Source organism: Anaerococcus kampingae (genome assembly GCF_046365475.1).
GTDB classification, from domain to species: domain Bacteria; phylum Bacillota; class Clostridia; order Tissierellales; family Peptoniphilaceae; genus Anaerococcus; species Anaerococcus kampingae.
Map to the genome: position 1 here is coordinate 1 of NZ_JBGMEF010000008.1, position 17,207 is coordinate 17,207.

Consider the following 17,207-nt stretch of genomic DNA (forward strand, 5'->3'; position numbering starts at 1 on the left):
CTAGCTACAACTTTTGGGGAGTCCTACATGTTCCCTCACCGCTCTCCCCCTTAAACCCCCTCTTCGCTACACCCTCCAAGCGGCTCCTTAGCGGAGTGCGAAACAGGAAGATTTTTTTCAAAAATCTTCTTTAGTATGACAGATTACTTCGTATATAGGTGGACTTGTTCTTACTGATTTAAAATCAAAAGTCCCCTAAAAATCACAATCTAGTCCAATTTGTATTTTTGTAGTTACTTGTCATCTTAGTATTAACAAAATTTTTATTTAAATATAGTTGTCAGTGTGATTTTCTTGACGGTGACTTTTTATTTTAAATCTCCCAATAGATTAGTATCTTAGATTCTCTAATCGCAATGTTTGCCAGAGGCAAACGAGCCTTAAACTAACTTTGACGTCAAATTTTCTCAGAATACAGAATAACATTCTTAAGGTCGGGTGATTTTGTAAATGGAGATGCCGTTAAGAAAATCTCCTGACGCACGAGTACAAATTAAATTTTTGTAAGTGCTGAGATATAGAGTTTATATAAAAGAAATATTCGGGCTAGATTGAGATTTTTAGGCATCGGAATGTCAAAATCAGTAAGGATAAGGATAGCTAATACAAGGGGGTATGCTTGAAAAGAGAGGCTTGCCATTAGGCAAGCTTCACTGTTTGCACTCCGCTAAGGAGTCGCTTGTGGGGTGTAACGGGGAGGGGTTTAAGGGGGACATAAACGCCCCTTGATTTGGGGCGTTTATGCCGGAAACATAGTGCGGTAGCACGAAGGAGTTTGCGTAGCAAACGGGTTTCCGTCCGATGAGGACCCATGCGAAAGGGTCCTTGGGCCTCCCCTTTAAACGAAGATTCAATTGTAAATAAATATAATTCGATATGAGATATAATTACGAAGAATTAAAGTAAAAAACTATAATTCATTAAAAAATGAGAAAAAAGGGGATTTTAAAAGGGGCTTAGGCCCCTTTTTTCTATAAATCTTTTGGTTCTTTTATTATAAAGGATCCAATTATGAATGTTGCTGATAAGATTGCTGTTGCCATTAGGGCAGTTTTTTCTCCCGCTGAATGCTCTATCATTACTATTATCTGATAGGCTATGGTTTCTAGGATATAAACTAGGGACCAATAGACGCTCATGATTTGGGTTAGTTTTTCTGAATACATTCCCGGAATCTCTTGTGGGATTAGGACGAAGTTTGTTAGTGGTACATACATTATTGTTCCCAGAGCAAGGGCTAAGATTGTTGAAAGTGTCGCATTTGTTGAATTTATTAGGGCTATGGCTATTATTGTTGTAAGGATGCCTGATATTTTTAGGGTTGGGACTCTTTTACTTGATTTTTTTGCTACTATTATTGATAAGAGAGTACCGATTAAAGCTCCTGTTGTAAATAGGGTTGAGATTCTGCTGGCCGGTATTGGCGAAAAGTTGGTGTTTGGGAAAATATTTAGCATGACCATATAAAGGGTCAAGTGGCCAAAATACATTGTTGGCATGATTATGGCTATTTTTTCCTTAAAGGCATCTTTTAGGTTAAAGTCTAGGCCATCACTTGTTTTTGTTGATGAAATTTCAAAGTTTTCACCAAATATTAGCCAGAGGGCGAAGATTATAAAAGATACGATAGCAAAAGCTACTAAGGCCCATCTACCAAGTCCTAATAATTTTATGACCGGTCCTATTAGAAGGAGAGCTAGGATTGATCCTACATTGTAGGATACGTTATTTAGCGCATTTACCACTGGTCTTTGGTCTGGGTGGAAGTAATTTACTACTACTGGTGAGAAGTAGACTACAAAAAGTGCTCCTCCAAAGCCCATTATAAACCTTCCTATTAGAAAAACAGGAAAGGACTGGGATAGGGCTGCAAGCATGGCCCCTGCCGGGATTAAGAGTGCTGCAAGTCCTATAGATTTTTTGGGAAAGAGCTTGGCAAAGATTGTTGCAGCTATCAGATTTCCCAAGATTTTTGCCACAGTTACCACATTATTTATAAGGCTAACTGCGTGAGGGCCTTCCACATTAAAGAAATTTAGGATATTGGGTGTAAGTTTTGAACCTGCTATCCAGTTGACTGCGAAAAATGCGTAGGCTAAGAACATAAGTCCTTCAATAATTACTGATTTAATTTTTAAATTTTTTTGCTCATTCATTTTTAACTCCTTATTAAGAAGATTATACCCATTTTCAAATGAATTTTATCGGTCTTGACGTATGATAATTTTATGATGAAAATATATAAAGAATTTAGTGAAGATTTAATAAAATTTATTGACGCATCTCCTCTAAACTATTTCGCAGTTAAAAATGCTAGCGAAATCCTAGAGGAGGCTGGCTTTAAGAGACTTTCTGAAAAAGAAAATTGGGAATTAGAAAGGGGAAAATACTATGTAATTCGTGATGATTCCGCTCTTATTGCCTTTGAAATAGGAAAAGACCCAAGGGAGGGTTTTGAGATAATAGGATCTCACACCGATAGCCCAGGCTTTAAAATCAAGTCTAAGGCAGAAATAGGAACAAATGGCTATTTAAAGCTAAATATAGAACCTTATGGGGGCATGATTCATTCAACCTGGCTTGATAGGACCCTATCTCTAGCAGGAAAAGTTGCTTACAAGGAAGGTGATGAGATTAAATATTCTCTTGTAAATATTGATAGGAACCTTTTGACTATTCCAAATGCAGCCATCCACATGAATAGGGAAATCAACAAGGGCTATGGTTATAATCCTCAAGATAAACTTTATCCTCTTGTAAAAACTATCAGCGATGCGCTTGAAGCGGATGGATTTATTCTTAAACTTCTAGCTGAGGACCTTAAAATAGATGAGGATGCTATCCTTGACTTTGACTTAGGCCTTTATGATAGGCAAGCTGGGGCAATAATAAATGACATGGTTCAAGTAGGAAGGATTGACAATCTCGGTTCTGTCCACGCTTCTCTTAGGGCTCTTGTAGATTCTAAAGAAGGGGCCAATAAGATGATTATCTTAAATGACAATGAGGAAATCGGATCAAGGACTAGGGGAGGAGCGGCTTCTAATTTCTTAAAGGCTGTTCTTAAGAGAATTGCCCTTAAATCAGGCCTTGATGAGGAAGGCTACCAAATTATGGTGGAAAATTCTATGCTGATTTCTGCAGACCAAGCCCACGCCATTCACCCATCTTATCCAGAATATTCTGACCCAACTAATATTGTAAAGATGAATGAGGGCCTAGTAGTAAAAATCGCTGCAAATGGAGCCTATGCATCGTTTGTTGAAACTAAGGCAAGACTTTTTGACCTAGCAAATAAATTGGGTTTTAAGCTACAGACCTTCCACAACAGAAATGACAAGACAGGTGGTTCAACCATTGGGCCAATCACAACTACAGTTCTTGGCCTAAAGACCATAGATGTGGGCATACCAATGCTTGCTATGCATTCTATTAGAGAGCTTTGCGGCATGAAGGACCATTACGAGGCTTACGAAATATATAAGGGATTTTTTGAGGAGATTTAAATGGCAATAGTAGAAGTAGCCCTTGTGCCACTAGGCACCAAGGAAACATCAGTTAGTAAATATGTAGCAGAAGCAGAAAAAATCCTTAAGGATGAGGGCCTAAAATATAAGCTAAATCCTATGGGAACTGTAATTGAGGCAGATTGTGACAAGGCCTTTGCAGCCATTAGAAAGATGCAAGAATCAGTATTTTCTAAGGGAGCAGACAGGGTCTACACAGTCATAAAAATTGATGACAGACGAGATAAAAAAGCCTCTATGGAACAAAAAATAAAATCAGTTGAAGATAAGCTATAAAATTTAATTAATAGACATTTTCCTTTAAATAGGTCTACTTACTTAAGCTAGTTAGTATTAATATTTTTTCTAAAGAGAGTGTCTAGTTTTAATTCAATTGTATTATTAACTGATGATGTATTTGTAATAGTTTTTAAAAACAAATTGTATTAGAAAAAGCGTCGATAAACCCGATTAATTAGCGGATTTATCGACGCTTTGGGGCCTATAGAGCCCCTATTTTTTTGTTGATTTTTATTTTAATTTAAGAGCAACTTCAAATTCTCTTTTTGCTTTTTTAAATAAGAATTCTCCATTACGTACTGATGAAAGACATTCAGCCCTATTTCTTATTGCCTCAAATTCATTTGGTGCATCAAGAACTATGAAGTTAGCTGGTTTTCCTTCATCAAATCCATATTCGTCTTGAAGGTACATTGCTTTTGCTCCATTATAAGTTACAAGGTCAAAGTCCTTATCAAAGTCCTTTTCGCCCATTAGTTGTGCAAGATGGATTCCATTATCAAGGATATTCATTAGGTTTCCATTGCCTGCTGGGTACCAAAGGTCGACTATAGAGTCTTGAGCAAAGCATACATTAACACCATTATCTACAAATTCACGAACTCTTGTGATACCACGACGTTTTGGGTATGAATCTTGGCGGCCTTGTAAGAAGGCATTTTCTGTTGGAAGGGATACGAAATTTAATTTAGATTTTCTAAATAGTCCCATCATTCTAAAGGCATATGAATCATCTGCTGATCCAAAGGAACAAGTATGACTTGCTGTTGTTTTTTCAGCAATACCCTTCATCATTGCTTCTGCATTTAATACTTCTACAAATCTTGCCATAACATCATCAGTTTCATCACAGTGAACGTCAATAAGTTTGTCATGTTTTACTGCAAGCTCAACAATTTCTTTTAGTGACTTTTCTCCAAGTTCACGGCTCCATTCGTTGTGTGGAATTCCACCAACAACTTCGCAGCCAAGTTCAAGCGCTTCTTCAACTAAATCTCTTCCTGTTTTGCCATCTTCTTTATATGAATACATACCATTTTGTGGGAAGGCAACAACTTGAATTGTACACTTATCTTTTAATTCATCACGTACTTCAAGAGCAGCCTTTATTCCTGTTAGGTTAGGATCAGTACAGTCAGTTTGAGCCCTTATATATTGAGTACCATAGGAAAGACAATCTTCTACTGCTTGGTAAATTCTATTTTTCATATCTTCTTTTGTTACTCCCTTTTTGAAGTCATTCCAAAGGTCGATTGCTTCAAAAAGTGTTCCTGATTCATTTTTAACTTCATCAGTCTTACCAATCATGTAGTAGTCTAGGTGAAGGTGGGCATCCACATATGGTGGAATAACAAGTTTTCCATCTAAATCAATAACTTCATCTGCATCTCCCAGATTGTTTCCAAATTTTGAAAACTTTCCATCTTCAACTAAGATTTCAGATGAATCTCCATGACCATAAACTTTTGCATTAATAAATTTTTTCTTCATAATATATTCCTCCTAAGAAATTTTAAATAATTAAGCCATTGTCTTCTTTGATAAAATCGTTACAATCAAACCTACTCCTAAGATTGTAGTCATTAGGATAAGTAGATTATTAATATTTCCATTTGCAAGTATTGCTCCACCTAGTGAACTTGCAACCATTATTGAAAAATTAAAACTTGCAGATTGTAATGATGTAGCAACTGCTGATGCGTTTGGTGGTACTTGTCTTGCAACTGCTGTTTGATATAAGGTAACTAAGGCTCCAAAGCCAATTCCCCATAGGATAAATCCTAAGTGAACCATAAGACTAATTGATGAAAAGACACTAAAAAATATAAAGGCTAGGCATGATGATGCTAACATTAAAAGGCAAAGTGTCTTTATATGCTTATCAATAATTTTTCCTGCAATAAAAACAGATAAGATTGAACCAATTCCAAAAAGAACTTGGGCAAATCCAATTCCTCCACTGTAATTCATTGAATCAACCAGATTTGTGATATATGTGTACACTCCGTAGTTAGTAACTACTGATATAAAGGTAAGTAAGATAATAATAAGCACGCCTTTATTTTTTATAAGAGTAAGAGGTGAGTTTGCCGCAACTCTTTTTTCTCCAGAAACTTCTGGCAACATGAAATTACTGCCTAGGGCAATAAAAATAATAAGAATTGCAATTGCTAAAAATTCAACTCTCCAGCCAATATTTGTACCAATAAATGTTACAAGCGGAAGACCTAAGCTCATACCAAATGTCGTACCACTCATAATGACAGCGACGGCCAAGCCCTTATGTTCATCATCCACAAGCTTCATTCCGTAAGCCGCAATCATTGGCCACAAAACTCCAGCACATATTCCACCAATAACTCTTCCGACAATGGCAATACTATAACTAGGTGCAATACCTACTAAGATATTACTTAGAGCAAAGCCTATTAGTAAACCAAGCAAAAGCTTCTTCCTGTTAAATTCAACAGTTGCAGATATTAATGGAATTGCAAAAATCGCACTGGCTATTGCATAAAAACCAACTAAAGTACCAGCTTGTGCTTCTGATATACCAAGACCAGTCATAAGCTCTGGCAAGATTCCAGACGGCACTAATTCAGACAAGATCGCCATAAATGTTACACTTGCCATAAGTATAAAAGTTGGCCAATGAAAATTTTTCTTTTCTACCAAATACATAACCTTCTTTCTATAATTTTGTTCATAATTATTATATAACTATGAACGTAATAATTATACAGTAATACAAATAAAAAAGCAAGGCCTGCACTCATAAATATCGCATATTTACACGTGACAAAGGTTTGCTATAATTACTATAATTATTCTCTAATTTCAAAGTTTGATGAAAATTTATAAAATATCAATTTAGTTTTGTTAGAGAATCAAATTCGCTAAATTTATAGAAAGCTTATCGAAAGTTAATTTTAATAAAAGAAGCCTTGCGATATTTGCAAGGCTCTTTTAGACTTTAAATTAGATTTGACCAATCATTTTTAAGATAATTTGGGCAATAATAGATGAACCTATGTAGGTACCCAAGATTACGAAGATAGAAAGTATGATGATTTTTGGTCCGGTTTTCTTTAGTTTGTCTAGGTTTTCACCTGTGTAGATACCTGCGTAGGCAAGGATTGGTGTACAAAGGGTTGTGAAATCCACATTTCTTGTATGGTAGCTGATAAAACCTGATATGGGAAAGGCTAGGATTCTGACTATTCCTAGGGCTATGATGTGCAGTTTAAATTTTTTTATTTTTTTCCTTCTTTCAAATACCTATAAGCAACTTCTGCAAGGATTCCAGTTCCTATATAAAAAGTGCTTTCTTCTACATCGAATTTTGAATTGTGGTGAGGGTAGATTTTGCCATCTTTGTTTTCCTTAAGGTTGTTAAGGGATAGGAAGGTGCCTTTGGCTTCCTTTAGGAAAAAGGCAAAGTCTTCACCACCCATAGATGGATTTGCTATCTCAATGACTTTATCTTTATCAAGTAAATCAGTGGCAATATCTTTAACATAGCCCGTAAAGTCATCGTCATTTATAAGGCTTGGGTAAAATCTCTTGTATTCGAGGATTCCCTCGCACCTAAAGGCCTTGGCTGTATTTTCTACAATTTCTGCCATTCTTTTTTCCATAAAGTCTCTGGTTTCTTCGTTGAGATTTCTAACTGTACCCTCCTCCCAAACCTCATCTGGGATGATGTTTTGGCAGGTGCCGCCATGGATTTGGCAGATAGAAATGAGTGAAGACTGGGTTGGGTCAAGCTCTCTTGAGATAATCTTTTGCAGACCCAAATTAATTTCACTAATGGTTGCAATCGGGTCAATAAAAGAATCCGGTCTTGCCCCGTGGCCACCGTGGCCCTTCACCCTGATGATAAAGGCATCCATAGAGGCCATCATCGGGCCCTTTTTGTAGGCTATAGTGCCTTGGGGTAGATTACCAAAAATTCCGCCTTCATGAAGGCCAATTACTCTGTCTACCTTAGGATTTTCCATACATCCTTCATCAATCATTGGCTTGGCACCGCCAGGGATTTCTTCACCTGGTTGGAAAAATATCTTGACTAGGCCATCTAGCTTATCTTCATTTTCCTTTAAAATCCTGGCAGCCCCAAGAACCATGGCTGTGTGGCCATCGTGACCGCAGGCGTGCATACAGCCTTGGTGGGTCGATTTAAAATCAAGGCCAGTTTCTTCTGTGATTGGTAGAGCGTCCATATCAGCCCTGATGGCAATACATTTGCCCTTGTAAGTACCAATCTCAGCCACTATGGCATTGCCATTTACCAATTTTTTGTAGGGGATACCTAGAGATTTTAGTTCTTCTTCTACATAGGCCACTGTCTTTGGTAAGTTTAGTTCAAGTTCTGGAATCTTATGGAGATTCCTTCTATCCTTGATGATAGTTTCTTCAATTTCTTTGGCTAGGTCTAAAAAATTCATACAAGCTCCTTATAATTAATTAGTATACAATCATTTTATACTGATTCAATAAAGTGATATCTTATTATTGTAAATCTAAAATTGAATAACTAAAATTAGCCATAAAAATTAGCATTAAAATTTTATTTAAGTATACTGTCCATAGGACATAGGAAATTTTTTTTAGAAAACATTGTTAAAAAAATATCCATGTGTTATAATAGTAATAAATAATTTTCCTAAGGAGGAGAAATGAAAAAATCAAAAACACTTTTGACTCTACTTTTAGCAGGTCTAATGATGACCTCTTGCGGTGGTGCTAAAGAGGCAGAGCAAAAGACAGAAGGAAAGAATGAAACACAAGCAGAAGAAAGACCACTTACAGTAGCCATGGCTACAGAGATTGACTCTCTTGATCCATTCAATGCTACAGCAGGGGATACCAAGACTGTGATGGATCAAATCTTTGATGGCCTACTCGATGTGGATGAAGATGGTAATCTTGTGCCAGATTTGGCAGAATCTTACGAGATTTCAGAAGATGGCCTAACCTACACTTTTAAACTCAAAAAAGGTGTTAAATTCCACGATGGTTCAGATTTTACAGCAGATGATGTTTACTACACTTATGATAAGCTTTCTGGCCTATCATCTGGCGAGCCTATGTCATCTAAATTTGCAGCTATCAAAGAAATGAAAGTAGTATCACCTACAGAAATTACCATGACCCTTGATAAGGTAAATAATTCCTTCATCTACCTACAAAACCAACCAATAGTCAAAAAAGACTATGAAGATAACCAAACTAAGCCAATTGGTACAGGTCCTTACAAGTTTGTTTCCTACACACCAGGCGAGGGCATGGTTATGGAAAGATTTGATGACTACCATAGAGCTGATCACACAGCAAAGATTAAGCAAGTAAATGTTGTAAGGGTTGCTGATAACCAAGCCCTAGTTATGGCCTTAAATAACAAGGAAGTGGACCTTGCTTCAAAGCTTACAGCAGATGAGCTTGAGCAAGTAAAGGATAATACAGATTCATATTCTCACCCACAAAACCTAGTCCAACTTCTCGGTCTAAATAATGGTATCAAGCCATTTGATGATATTAGAGTAAGACAAGCTATAGCCTATGCTATCGATAAGGATGAGTTAATAGAAACTGTTGCAGGGGGCAAGGCAACAAAGATTTACTCTTCATTCTCACCAGCCCTTAAGGACTATTTCAATGACCTTGGCGAGCTCTACCCAACAGATGTAGAAAAGGCTAAGGAATTATTAAAAGAAGCAGGTTATCCAGATGGAATTTCCTTTAAGATGACAGTGCCAAGTGACTACAAATTCCACATGGACACAGCAGAATTAATCCAAGCCCAACTTAAAAAGGCAAATATAAACGCAACTATAGACCCAATCGAGTTTTCAACTTGGCTAGATAAGGTCTACAAAAATAAAGATTATGAAACAACAATAGCAGGATTCATAGGCTACACAGACCCAATTAGAGTCCTTGATAGGTATGTTTCAACATCTGATAAGGACTACCTAAACTATGTTTCAGAAGATTTTGATAAGGCAATCTCAAATGCCATGGCAACTTTAGATAGGGATGAGCTTATCAAAAATGTAAAAGACGCCCAAGAAATAATAGCCAAAGATTGTGCGGCAGTATTTTTACAAGACCCTAACGACAACATAGTCCTAAATAATGCCTACACAGGTCTTAAGACCTATCCAGTCCAAAAACTAAATCTAGAAGATATAAGCTTAAAATAATGACAAAATCAATAATAAAAAAGATAGTTTCGCTTATCATGACCTTGTTTTTTGTCTCACTTCTCATATTTTTTGTATTTCAGATAATAGGGGGCAATCCCGCTGAAATAATCTTAGGAACTGAGGCAGATCCACATCAACTCCTAGCTCTTGAAAAAGAGCTAGGTCTTGATAAGCCTATCTTTGAAAGATACATAAATTGGATTTTAGGGCTTTTTAGACTTGATATGGGCATGAGCATCAAATACCAAATCCCTGTTAGGGAGCTTTTTTTTAAGAAGCTACCTGTAACCATGTGGCTTACCTTTTATTCATTGATCTTATCAATAATAATAGCCATCCCCCTATCAATACAAATTACAATGAAGGCTGATAAGTGGTATGCATCGATAATTACTGCGGTGACCCAACTTGGGATTTCAATTCCATCCTTTTGGCTAGCATTTTTGCTAATCCACTTATTTGCAGTAAGACTCGGCCTATTTTCAACCCTGTCTTTTAATATAATGGGCGGAAGCTTTTTGGATAAGCTAAAGAATTTCTTCCTCCCATCCCTTGCCATTGCAATACCAAATGTGGCAACCATAATTAGGTACATGCAGGCGGCCCTTCTTGATGAAATCAACAAGGACTATGTAAGGACAGCCAGGATGAAGGGGATGGAACTTAAGGAAATCTTATACAAGCATGTCTTAAGAAATGCCTTAATTCCGGTAATCACAGTTATTGGAATGTGCCTAACATCAGCAGTTGGCGGATCGCTTATAGTAGAAAACGTATTTTCCCTACCAGGAGTAGGTTCTCTAATTGTAGCCTCAATTAGCTCCAGAGACTTCCCACTTATCCAGTCGGTAGTACTTGCGGTGGCATTTTTGGTAATCTTTATAAATCTTATAATTGATATAATTTACGGCCTAGTTGACCCAAGGATTCGAGGTGGCAGATGATTAAAGAAAATAAAAATTCGATAAGGATTGGCAAGGCAATCATTGGCCTTTATTTTATAATCCTTATTATTTCAATATTTTGGACACCTTATGACCCAAATAAGGTAGATACATCTATGAAGCTCTTATCACCAAGCCTAGCCCATCCTTTTGGGACAGACAATATGGGAAGAGATATCCTATCTCGCCTAATGGAAGGGTCAAAATATGCCCTTATCCTTTCCTTTGGAACAGTATCCCTAGCCCTTTTCCTAGGTTCAATCATAGGGGCAAGTGCTGGATATTTTGGAGGAGCTATTGATGAAGTTTTGATGAGATTTATAGACTCACTCATGGCCTTTCCAGGCATTTTATTTGCCATGATGCTTGTAACAGTATTTGGAGCTGGGGTTATGAATACCATCCTTGCCATTGGAATTATGTCAGTCCCTTATTTTGCAAGGGTTGTTAGGAGTGGATTTTTGCAGGTTAAAAACGCCCAGTTTGTCAAATCTGCAGTTGTTAAGGGGGCCAGTCCTCTTTATATAGCCATCAACCACATCCTTCCAAATATCAAAAACCAACTCATGGTAGCCATTGTCTTATCAGTATCACAGGCAATCCTTGCCGAAGCAGGACTTTCCTACCTAGGCCTTGGAGTTAGGCCACCAAACCCATCTTGGGGCAGGATGCTAAAAGAAAGTCAAGCCTATTTTAACCAGGCACCTCACTATTTCATCTTCACAGGCATTTGCCTAAGCCTAGTAGTATTGGGCTTTACCCTTTATGGAGAGAAATTCAGGTCCGAAAGATTGAAAGAGAAGGCAGCAAGATGAAAAAAATCCTAGAAGTAAAGGACTTAACAGTAGCCTTTAATACTGTTAATGGAGATAAAAATGCAGTTAACCACATATCCTTTGACCTTTTTGAAAATGACTTTGTAGGCCTTGTAGGCGAATCTGGCTGCGGAAAGACTGTAGCAACTCAGACAATCTTAGGTATTCAATCAAAGGATGCTATTATAAAGTCAGGTTCATGCAAGCTTCGTGACATAGAAGTCCTTGGCCTATCTGATAAGGATTGGAAAAAATACAGGTCTAGAAATATAGCCACAGTCTTCCAAGAACCAGGCTCAGCCCTAAATCCTTTAATGAAAGTTGGAGCCCAAATCGAAGAAGTCCTAAAAATCCACTACGATTTTGACAAGAAAAAACGCCAAGACCTTGTCTACCAAACCATGAAAAATGTAGGTCTTAGGGATGTAGAAGATTTATATAATAAATATCCCCACGGGCTATCAGGCGGCATGCAGCAAAGGATAGTAATCTGCATGGCCCTAATTGCAAATCCAAATGTCCTCATAGCAGATGAGCCAACCACAGCTCTAGATGCCAAGGTTCAGGCTCAAATAATTGACCTTTTTAAGGACCTTGGCCACATCTACAAGGGAGCAATCTTATTTATAAGCCATGACTTAAACCTAATCGACAGGATTTGTAAAAAAGTCATGATCATGTATGCAGGAAGATTGGTTGAAAAGGGAGACACAAGAGATGTAATAGATAAGCCTCTCCATCCTTATACCAAGGCCCTCCTAAAGGCAGTTCCAAATTATAAGAAAAGGGGAGAGGCCCTTTACAATATCAAAGGCCATGTACCAGATTTAAAAAATAGGTCAAATGAAGGATGTCCATTTGCAGATAGGTGTGACCACACCATGGACATTTGCAAGAGAACTTACCCAGCAGCCTACATCAAAGATGGGCGTGAAGTTCATTGCCACTTATACGGAGATCAAAATGACTAGTATCTTAAAAATAGAAAATATAAGCAAGGTATATAAGGATTCTGCCATCCTCTTTAGAAAAAAGGACAACCTAGCCCTTGATAAGGTTAGTTTTGACATAAAAAGAGGAGAAATCTTTGGCCTAGTCGGTGAATCTGGCTCAGGCAAGACCACCCTATCAAACATCATCCTAAGGCTAATAAAGGAAACATCCGGCAAGGTATATTTTGAAGATAAGGACATAACAAGCCTAAGCAAGGAAGAACTTTTAGCTTACAGGAAGAAGCTCCAGGTAGTCTTTCAAAACCCATACCAGGCCCTAAATCCCAAAAAGACCATAGGCTTTTCAATCAGGGAAATCCTAAAAATCCACAAGGTATACTCAGAAGAAGAAGGGGAAAAAAAGATAAGGGACATCCTAGAAGAAATAGAGATGGAAAGTGATGTGCTAGATTATTATCCAGGCAACCTATCAGGCGGCCAAAAGCAAAGAATAGCCATAGCCTGTGCCCTAATAATAGAGCCAGAGTTTTTAATCATTGACGAAGGGGTCTCTGCCCTAGATGTATCAATCCAGGCTCAAATCCTAAACCTAATTAAGAAACTTCAAAAAACCCACAACTTCACCTGCCTATTCATCTCCCACGACCTAAACGTAATAGCCTACCTTTGCGACAGGATAGGAGTCCTCTATAAGGGAAGGTTAGTAGACCTATTTGAAACCAAAGATCTAGCAAGCCCAGATAGGGATGACTACACAAAAGAACTTTTTAAGTCGATAAAAATATAAAACAAAAATAGACTCAAGATAGCTTTGGGGGAATAAAGCTAAATTAGTCTATTTTTATTAAAAGGTTTGGTGGAAATTACTTACAGCAGGAAGTTTTCTAATATTTTTATTTAAAGCCCAGTAGATAGCTACAATAAGGATAATCACACTTGCTATAAGTATTGCTTTTGGACTTGATAAATATTCTCCCAAGTATCCACCGAGTAAGGCTCCAAGTGGTGCCATAAAGGTCGAAATACCAACCATAGCTCCCATAGCAGAACCGATTTTTTCACTTGGGACAATCATCTGCACCATGGTTTGAGCATAAACATTAACTATTCCTACTACAAACCACCCAAGACCATATAAGGCAACTGCAATCTTTATATCTGTAGCAAAATAGGAAACGCATATCCAAGCCAAGGATACGACAAGCATTCCATAAACATAAAGCTTTCCTAAAGATATTTCCTTTAGTTTTGGGAGACCTGCAAATAAAGATCCTAGTAGGACTCCACCACCCATTCCTGCAAGCATAAGGCTATAAAAGATTTCATCTTTGGCAAAGGCAGGTAAGACTGCACTTATAGATGTGGCAGAAAAAATTATAAAAACAACTCCAATGACAAGGGAAAAAATTCTAGAATCCTTAAATAAGTCAAGGCCTTCTTTAAGACCCTTAAAGTGATTTTTTATTATAGAACCCTCTACTTTAGTGTCTCTTTCATTATAATGACTAAGTTTTTTAGATAAAAGACAGAACAAAAGTCCAGTTAAGATAAAACTCACACTATCAGCATAAAAAGCTGTCATAAAGCCAAATATAGATATAATAAAACCTGCTAGGGTATCGAATATCGCATTTGATCCTTGATAAGCCATAGTCATCAAAGAATTTCCTGTAACAAGTTCTTCTTCTGAAAGAATCTTAGGCAGTAGAGAAATCTGTCCGGGATAAACCAACTGGTTAATCAAGGAAATTATTGGCATGAGAACCATAATGTGGTAGACATTTAGGATTTCCAAATAATACAAGGCTGGAATAATTAATATTAAAATTGCTTGGATAAGTTGGGAAAGAATCAAAAACTTCTTCATATTAATCTTATCCAAGATTGGACTTAGAAGTAATTGAACAATGGCTGTTGATGAGGTTAGAAATAGGGTTATACCTGAATATACAGTAGACCCACTCATCTGGTAAACCAAGAGGGTAGAGGCTATAGCATAAAGGCTATCACCAAAATTTGTAATAAGTCTTCCTAGAAGCAGGACATAGAAATCTTTACTTTTAATCATTTTTAACATACTCCTTATATTTAACGTTTAGTTTTTATTGACAATTATTTCTTTTTTAACCAGTAAGCCTTAAGCTACTGGTTTTAAGATGTTTTGTTTATTTTTATTAGTTGCTTTTAGATTTTTTTGATCTGATAGACTAAGGTTAAATGATGTCTAAGCAAAAGCATAAAGACTATCAGCAAATTTTGTAACAAGTCATCCTGGAAGCAGGACATAGAAATTTTTATTTTTAATCATTTTTAACATAATCCTTATATTTAACGTTTAGTTTTTGGTGACATATATTTATTTTTTTAACCAGTTAGATTTGATCTACTGGTTTTAAGGTAGCTTTTAAGTTTATATTAGCTAGTTTCAATTTATCCTCTTACTTTACAATATTATTTATCGATTTAGCAAATTGATTATTTTATACAAGTAACTAAGATTTTCATGAGTAAAATAGAAATTACCATTCAATTACCCAATACCTGTTTCTTATTTTTTAACGTTTAGTTTTTGTTTATAGATACTTATATTTTTAACCAGTAATACTTAAGCTACAGGTTGTCTTATGTTTTATATAATTGTTTTAGATAAGTTTAAATTTTGCCCTATTACCAAGTATTATGAACCGATTAAGTGAATTAATTATAAATTAATGAATGTGTGCATATTGACATTATATTAATTTATTCTTTAATTATTTTTACAATGTTTCTACACTTTTAACGTTTAGATTTTATTGACAACTATTTATTTTTTAACTGGTAATTCTTGATCAACAGGTTGTTTTATGTTTTATATAATTGTTTTAGATAAGTTTAAGTTTTGCCCTACTACCAATATTATGAACCGATTAGTAAATGGATTATAATTTAATGGATGTGTGCATTTTGACCTTATATTAATTTATTCTTAAATTATTCTCACCGTGTTTCTATACTTTTAACGTTTAGTTTTTATTGACTGATACTTACTTTTTTAACCAGTTAGATTTGATCTACTGGTTTTAAGCTAGCTTATTAGTTTATATTAGATAGTATCAATTTATCCTCATCCTTTACAATATTATTTATCAATTTAGCAAACTGATTATTTTATGCAAATAACTAAGATTTTCATAAGTAAAATAAAAATTATCATTGAATTTTCCAATACCTGCTTCTTATTTTTTAACGTTTAGTTTTTATTGACATATACTTATTTTTTTAACCAGCAAGATTTTACTTACTGGTTTTAGGATAGTTTATAGATTTGTACTTGGTAGGTATCGGTGTATTCTCCGCCTTGTTTATATTTTTCTACTAAGTCCTTTAATTCTTTTTCGAAGGAATCATAGGATTTACTTGGTATTTTAAATGTGAATTGTTTTTCTTCCAAATTTTTATTAAATATTTCGCTATTTGGTATAAAAGCCTTGGCTACTGGTAGGAAATATTTTTGGGTAATCCCATTTATTAGTTCTGTTCTAACTACCTCTATTATTCCATTTTGTTCTAATATTTTTAGGTGGTAGTGGATTTTTGACCTGCTCATTCCTAGGGCGTGTGATAGGTTTTGGGCATTCTTCGGACTTGTGCCTAGGGTCATTATTATTTTTAGCCTTATAGGATCACTTACAATATTTACTTCTTCTAATGAATTTAATATATGAACTTCTTTCAATATTTCACCTCCTCAAATATTTTATATCTAGTAAAAACCACATTTACTCTAGGACCTACTTCTTATAGGATATTAATTGCATAGATATAGGGCTCAGTACACGTTCTCCTAATCTATTAATTAAAGTATAACAGACCCGTGGATGCTTGTCAAATATTTTTGAACGTTAAATATTATAATAAAGGAGCGGACTGTTTTGAATTTTGAAAAGATTAGAATAACATATTTCAGATTGTAGAGAATTCGTAAAACCACAATTGGTCGAGAAATTGTAGAATTTAAACTATTAATTTTATCAGCCATTAAATAAAAAGGGGCTGTTGCAAAACTATGTATATCCCAGATTGCAAAACAATTTGATGGAAAGCTAAATTTGCCCTAGCGGCCAAGAGCGTGTCGTAGCTAAGATCAAGCCTGTCGGCTCTTGGAGACCAGCCCGTCGGCGTGTGAGAATTTCCGCAAGCTTCCTCTAGTGATTTGGGCTGATTTATTCATTCTGCAACAGCCCCATCTTTATTTATCTTTTTGCAGAAATCCTATTAAGGCAATTATTGGACCAAAGACTCCTAATATAAAAAAAACAATAGCTATCGGTGTAACTCCATGTAATCTCCAAGTATTCATAAAATAAATTGAGTTATCTAAAGTTAAAGTACTTATTACTGCTGCACCAACAAGAATCGCAAAGCTTATAATGCCAGTAAAAAACATAGAAATACCTAAAATTAATAATTTATGTGATTTCATTTCTCCATCTCCTTT

Annotated in this window: 15 protein-coding genes; 7 read left to right on the forward strand and 8 right to left on the reverse strand. The window is 35.9% G+C overall.

Features of this window, described 5'->3' with window-relative positions; translation table 11 throughout:
* Nucleotides 1-971: 971 nt before the first annotated feature.
* Nucleotides 972-2,156 carry an MFS transporter gene (locus ACCQ42_RS01570; RefSeq protein WP_410035143.1) on the reverse strand — a complete coding sequence of 395 codons (1,185 nt, stop codon included), beginning with the start codon at nt 2,154-2,156 and terminating at the stop codon, nt 972-974.
* Nucleotides 2,157-2,228: 72 nt separating this feature from the next.
* Between ACCQ42_RS01570 and ACCQ42_RS01575 the strand changes: the two genes are divergently transcribed.
* Entirely contained in the window at nt 2,229-3,506 is a 1,278-nt protein-coding gene (locus ACCQ42_RS01575; protein WP_410035144.1) for a M18 family aminopeptidase, read from the forward strand.
* Nucleotides 3,507-3,803 carry an MTH1187 family thiamine-binding protein gene (locus ACCQ42_RS01580; RefSeq protein WP_106461708.1) on the forward strand — a complete coding sequence of 99 codons (297 nt, stop codon included), beginning with the start codon at nt 3,507-3,509 and terminating at the stop codon, nt 3,801-3,803.
* Nucleotides 3,804-4,037: 234 nt separating this feature from the next.
* Here the strand turns inward: ACCQ42_RS01580 and ACCQ42_RS01585 are convergent, their stop codons facing one another.
* From ACCQ42_RS01585 to ACCQ42_RS01600, 4 genes are all read right to left on the reverse strand, one after another.
* The gene (locus ACCQ42_RS01585) at nt 4,038-5,297 is read right to left on the reverse strand and encodes an amidohydrolase family protein (RefSeq protein ID WP_410035145.1); all 1,260 of its coding nucleotides are present in this window, start codon (nt 5,295-5,297) and stop codon (nt 4,038-4,040) included.
* Nucleotides 5,298-5,327: 30 nt separating this feature from the next.
* Complete coding sequence (locus ACCQ42_RS01590) at nt 5,328-6,488, reverse strand: MFS transporter (protein WP_410035146.1); 1,161 nt, start codon at nt 6,486-6,488, stop codon at nt 5,328-5,330.
* Between the two features lie 297 nt (nt 6,489-6,785).
* Nucleotides 6,786-6,971 carry a hypothetical protein gene (locus ACCQ42_RS01595; protein WP_410035147.1) on the reverse strand — a complete coding sequence of 62 codons (186 nt, stop codon included), beginning with the start codon at nt 6,969-6,971 and terminating at the stop codon, nt 6,786-6,788.
* A gap of 89 nt (nt 6,972-7,060) precedes the next feature.
* Nucleotides 7,061-8,254: a M20 metallopeptidase family protein gene (locus ACCQ42_RS01600; RefSeq protein ID WP_410035148.1), complete on the reverse strand. Its 1,194-nt coding sequence runs from the start codon at nt 8,252-8,254 to the stop codon at nt 7,061-7,063.
* 231 nt (nt 8,255-8,485) lie between these two features.
* On the opposite strand from ACCQ42_RS01600, the gene ACCQ42_RS01605 reads away from it, so the two are divergent.
* From ACCQ42_RS01605 to ACCQ42_RS01625, 5 genes are read left to right on the forward strand one after another with little or no spacing between them, the layout of a single operon-like run.
* A complete protein-coding gene (locus ACCQ42_RS01605) occupies nt 8,486-10,012 on the forward strand; it encodes an ABC transporter substrate-binding protein (protein ID WP_106461715.1) in 1,527 nt (508 codons plus the stop codon).
* Entirely contained in the window at nt 10,012-10,959 is a 948-nt protein-coding gene (locus tag ACCQ42_RS01610) for an ABC transporter permease (protein ID WP_106461717.1), read from the forward strand. The genes ACCQ42_RS01605 and ACCQ42_RS01610 overlap by 1 nt, the downstream gene beginning before the upstream one ends.
* Nucleotides 10,956-11,774, forward strand: a complete 819-nt coding sequence (locus ACCQ42_RS01615) for an ABC transporter permease (RefSeq protein WP_265237534.1) — start codon at nt 10,956-10,958, stop codon at nt 11,772-11,774. The genes ACCQ42_RS01610 and ACCQ42_RS01615 overlap by 4 nt, the downstream gene beginning before the upstream one ends.
* Complete coding sequence (locus ACCQ42_RS01620) at nt 11,771-12,745, forward strand: ABC transporter ATP-binding protein (RefSeq protein WP_410035149.1); 975 nt, start codon at nt 11,771-11,773, stop codon at nt 12,743-12,745. Before ACCQ42_RS01615 ends, ACCQ42_RS01620 begins: the two co-directional genes overlap by 4 nt.
* Entirely contained in the window at nt 12,738-13,514 is a 777-nt protein-coding gene (locus tag ACCQ42_RS01625) for an ABC transporter ATP-binding protein (RefSeq protein ID WP_410035150.1), read from the forward strand. Before ACCQ42_RS01620 ends, ACCQ42_RS01625 begins: the two co-directional genes overlap by 8 nt.
* Nucleotides 13,515-13,571: 57 nt before the next feature.
* On the opposite strand, the gene ACCQ42_RS01630 is transcribed toward ACCQ42_RS01625, so the two are convergent.
* From ACCQ42_RS01630 to ACCQ42_RS01640, 3 genes are all read right to left on the reverse strand, one after another.
* Nucleotides 13,572-14,804 carry an MFS transporter gene (locus ACCQ42_RS01630; protein WP_410035151.1) on the reverse strand — a complete coding sequence of 411 codons (1,233 nt, stop codon included), beginning with the start codon at nt 14,802-14,804 and terminating at the stop codon, nt 13,572-13,574.
* 1,212 nt (nt 14,805-16,016) lie between these two features.
* Nucleotides 16,017-16,445 carry an ArsR/SmtB family transcription factor gene (locus tag ACCQ42_RS01635; protein ID WP_410035152.1) on the reverse strand — a complete coding sequence of 143 codons (429 nt, stop codon included), beginning with the start codon at nt 16,443-16,445 and terminating at the stop codon, nt 16,017-16,019.
* Between the two features lie 513 nt (nt 16,446-16,958).
* On the reverse strand, nt 16,959-17,192 hold the full coding sequence (locus tag ACCQ42_RS01640) for a hypothetical protein (protein WP_410035153.1): 234 nt from the start codon (nt 17,190-17,192) through the stop codon (nt 16,959-16,961).
* Nucleotides 17,193-17,207: the final 15 nt, after the last annotated feature.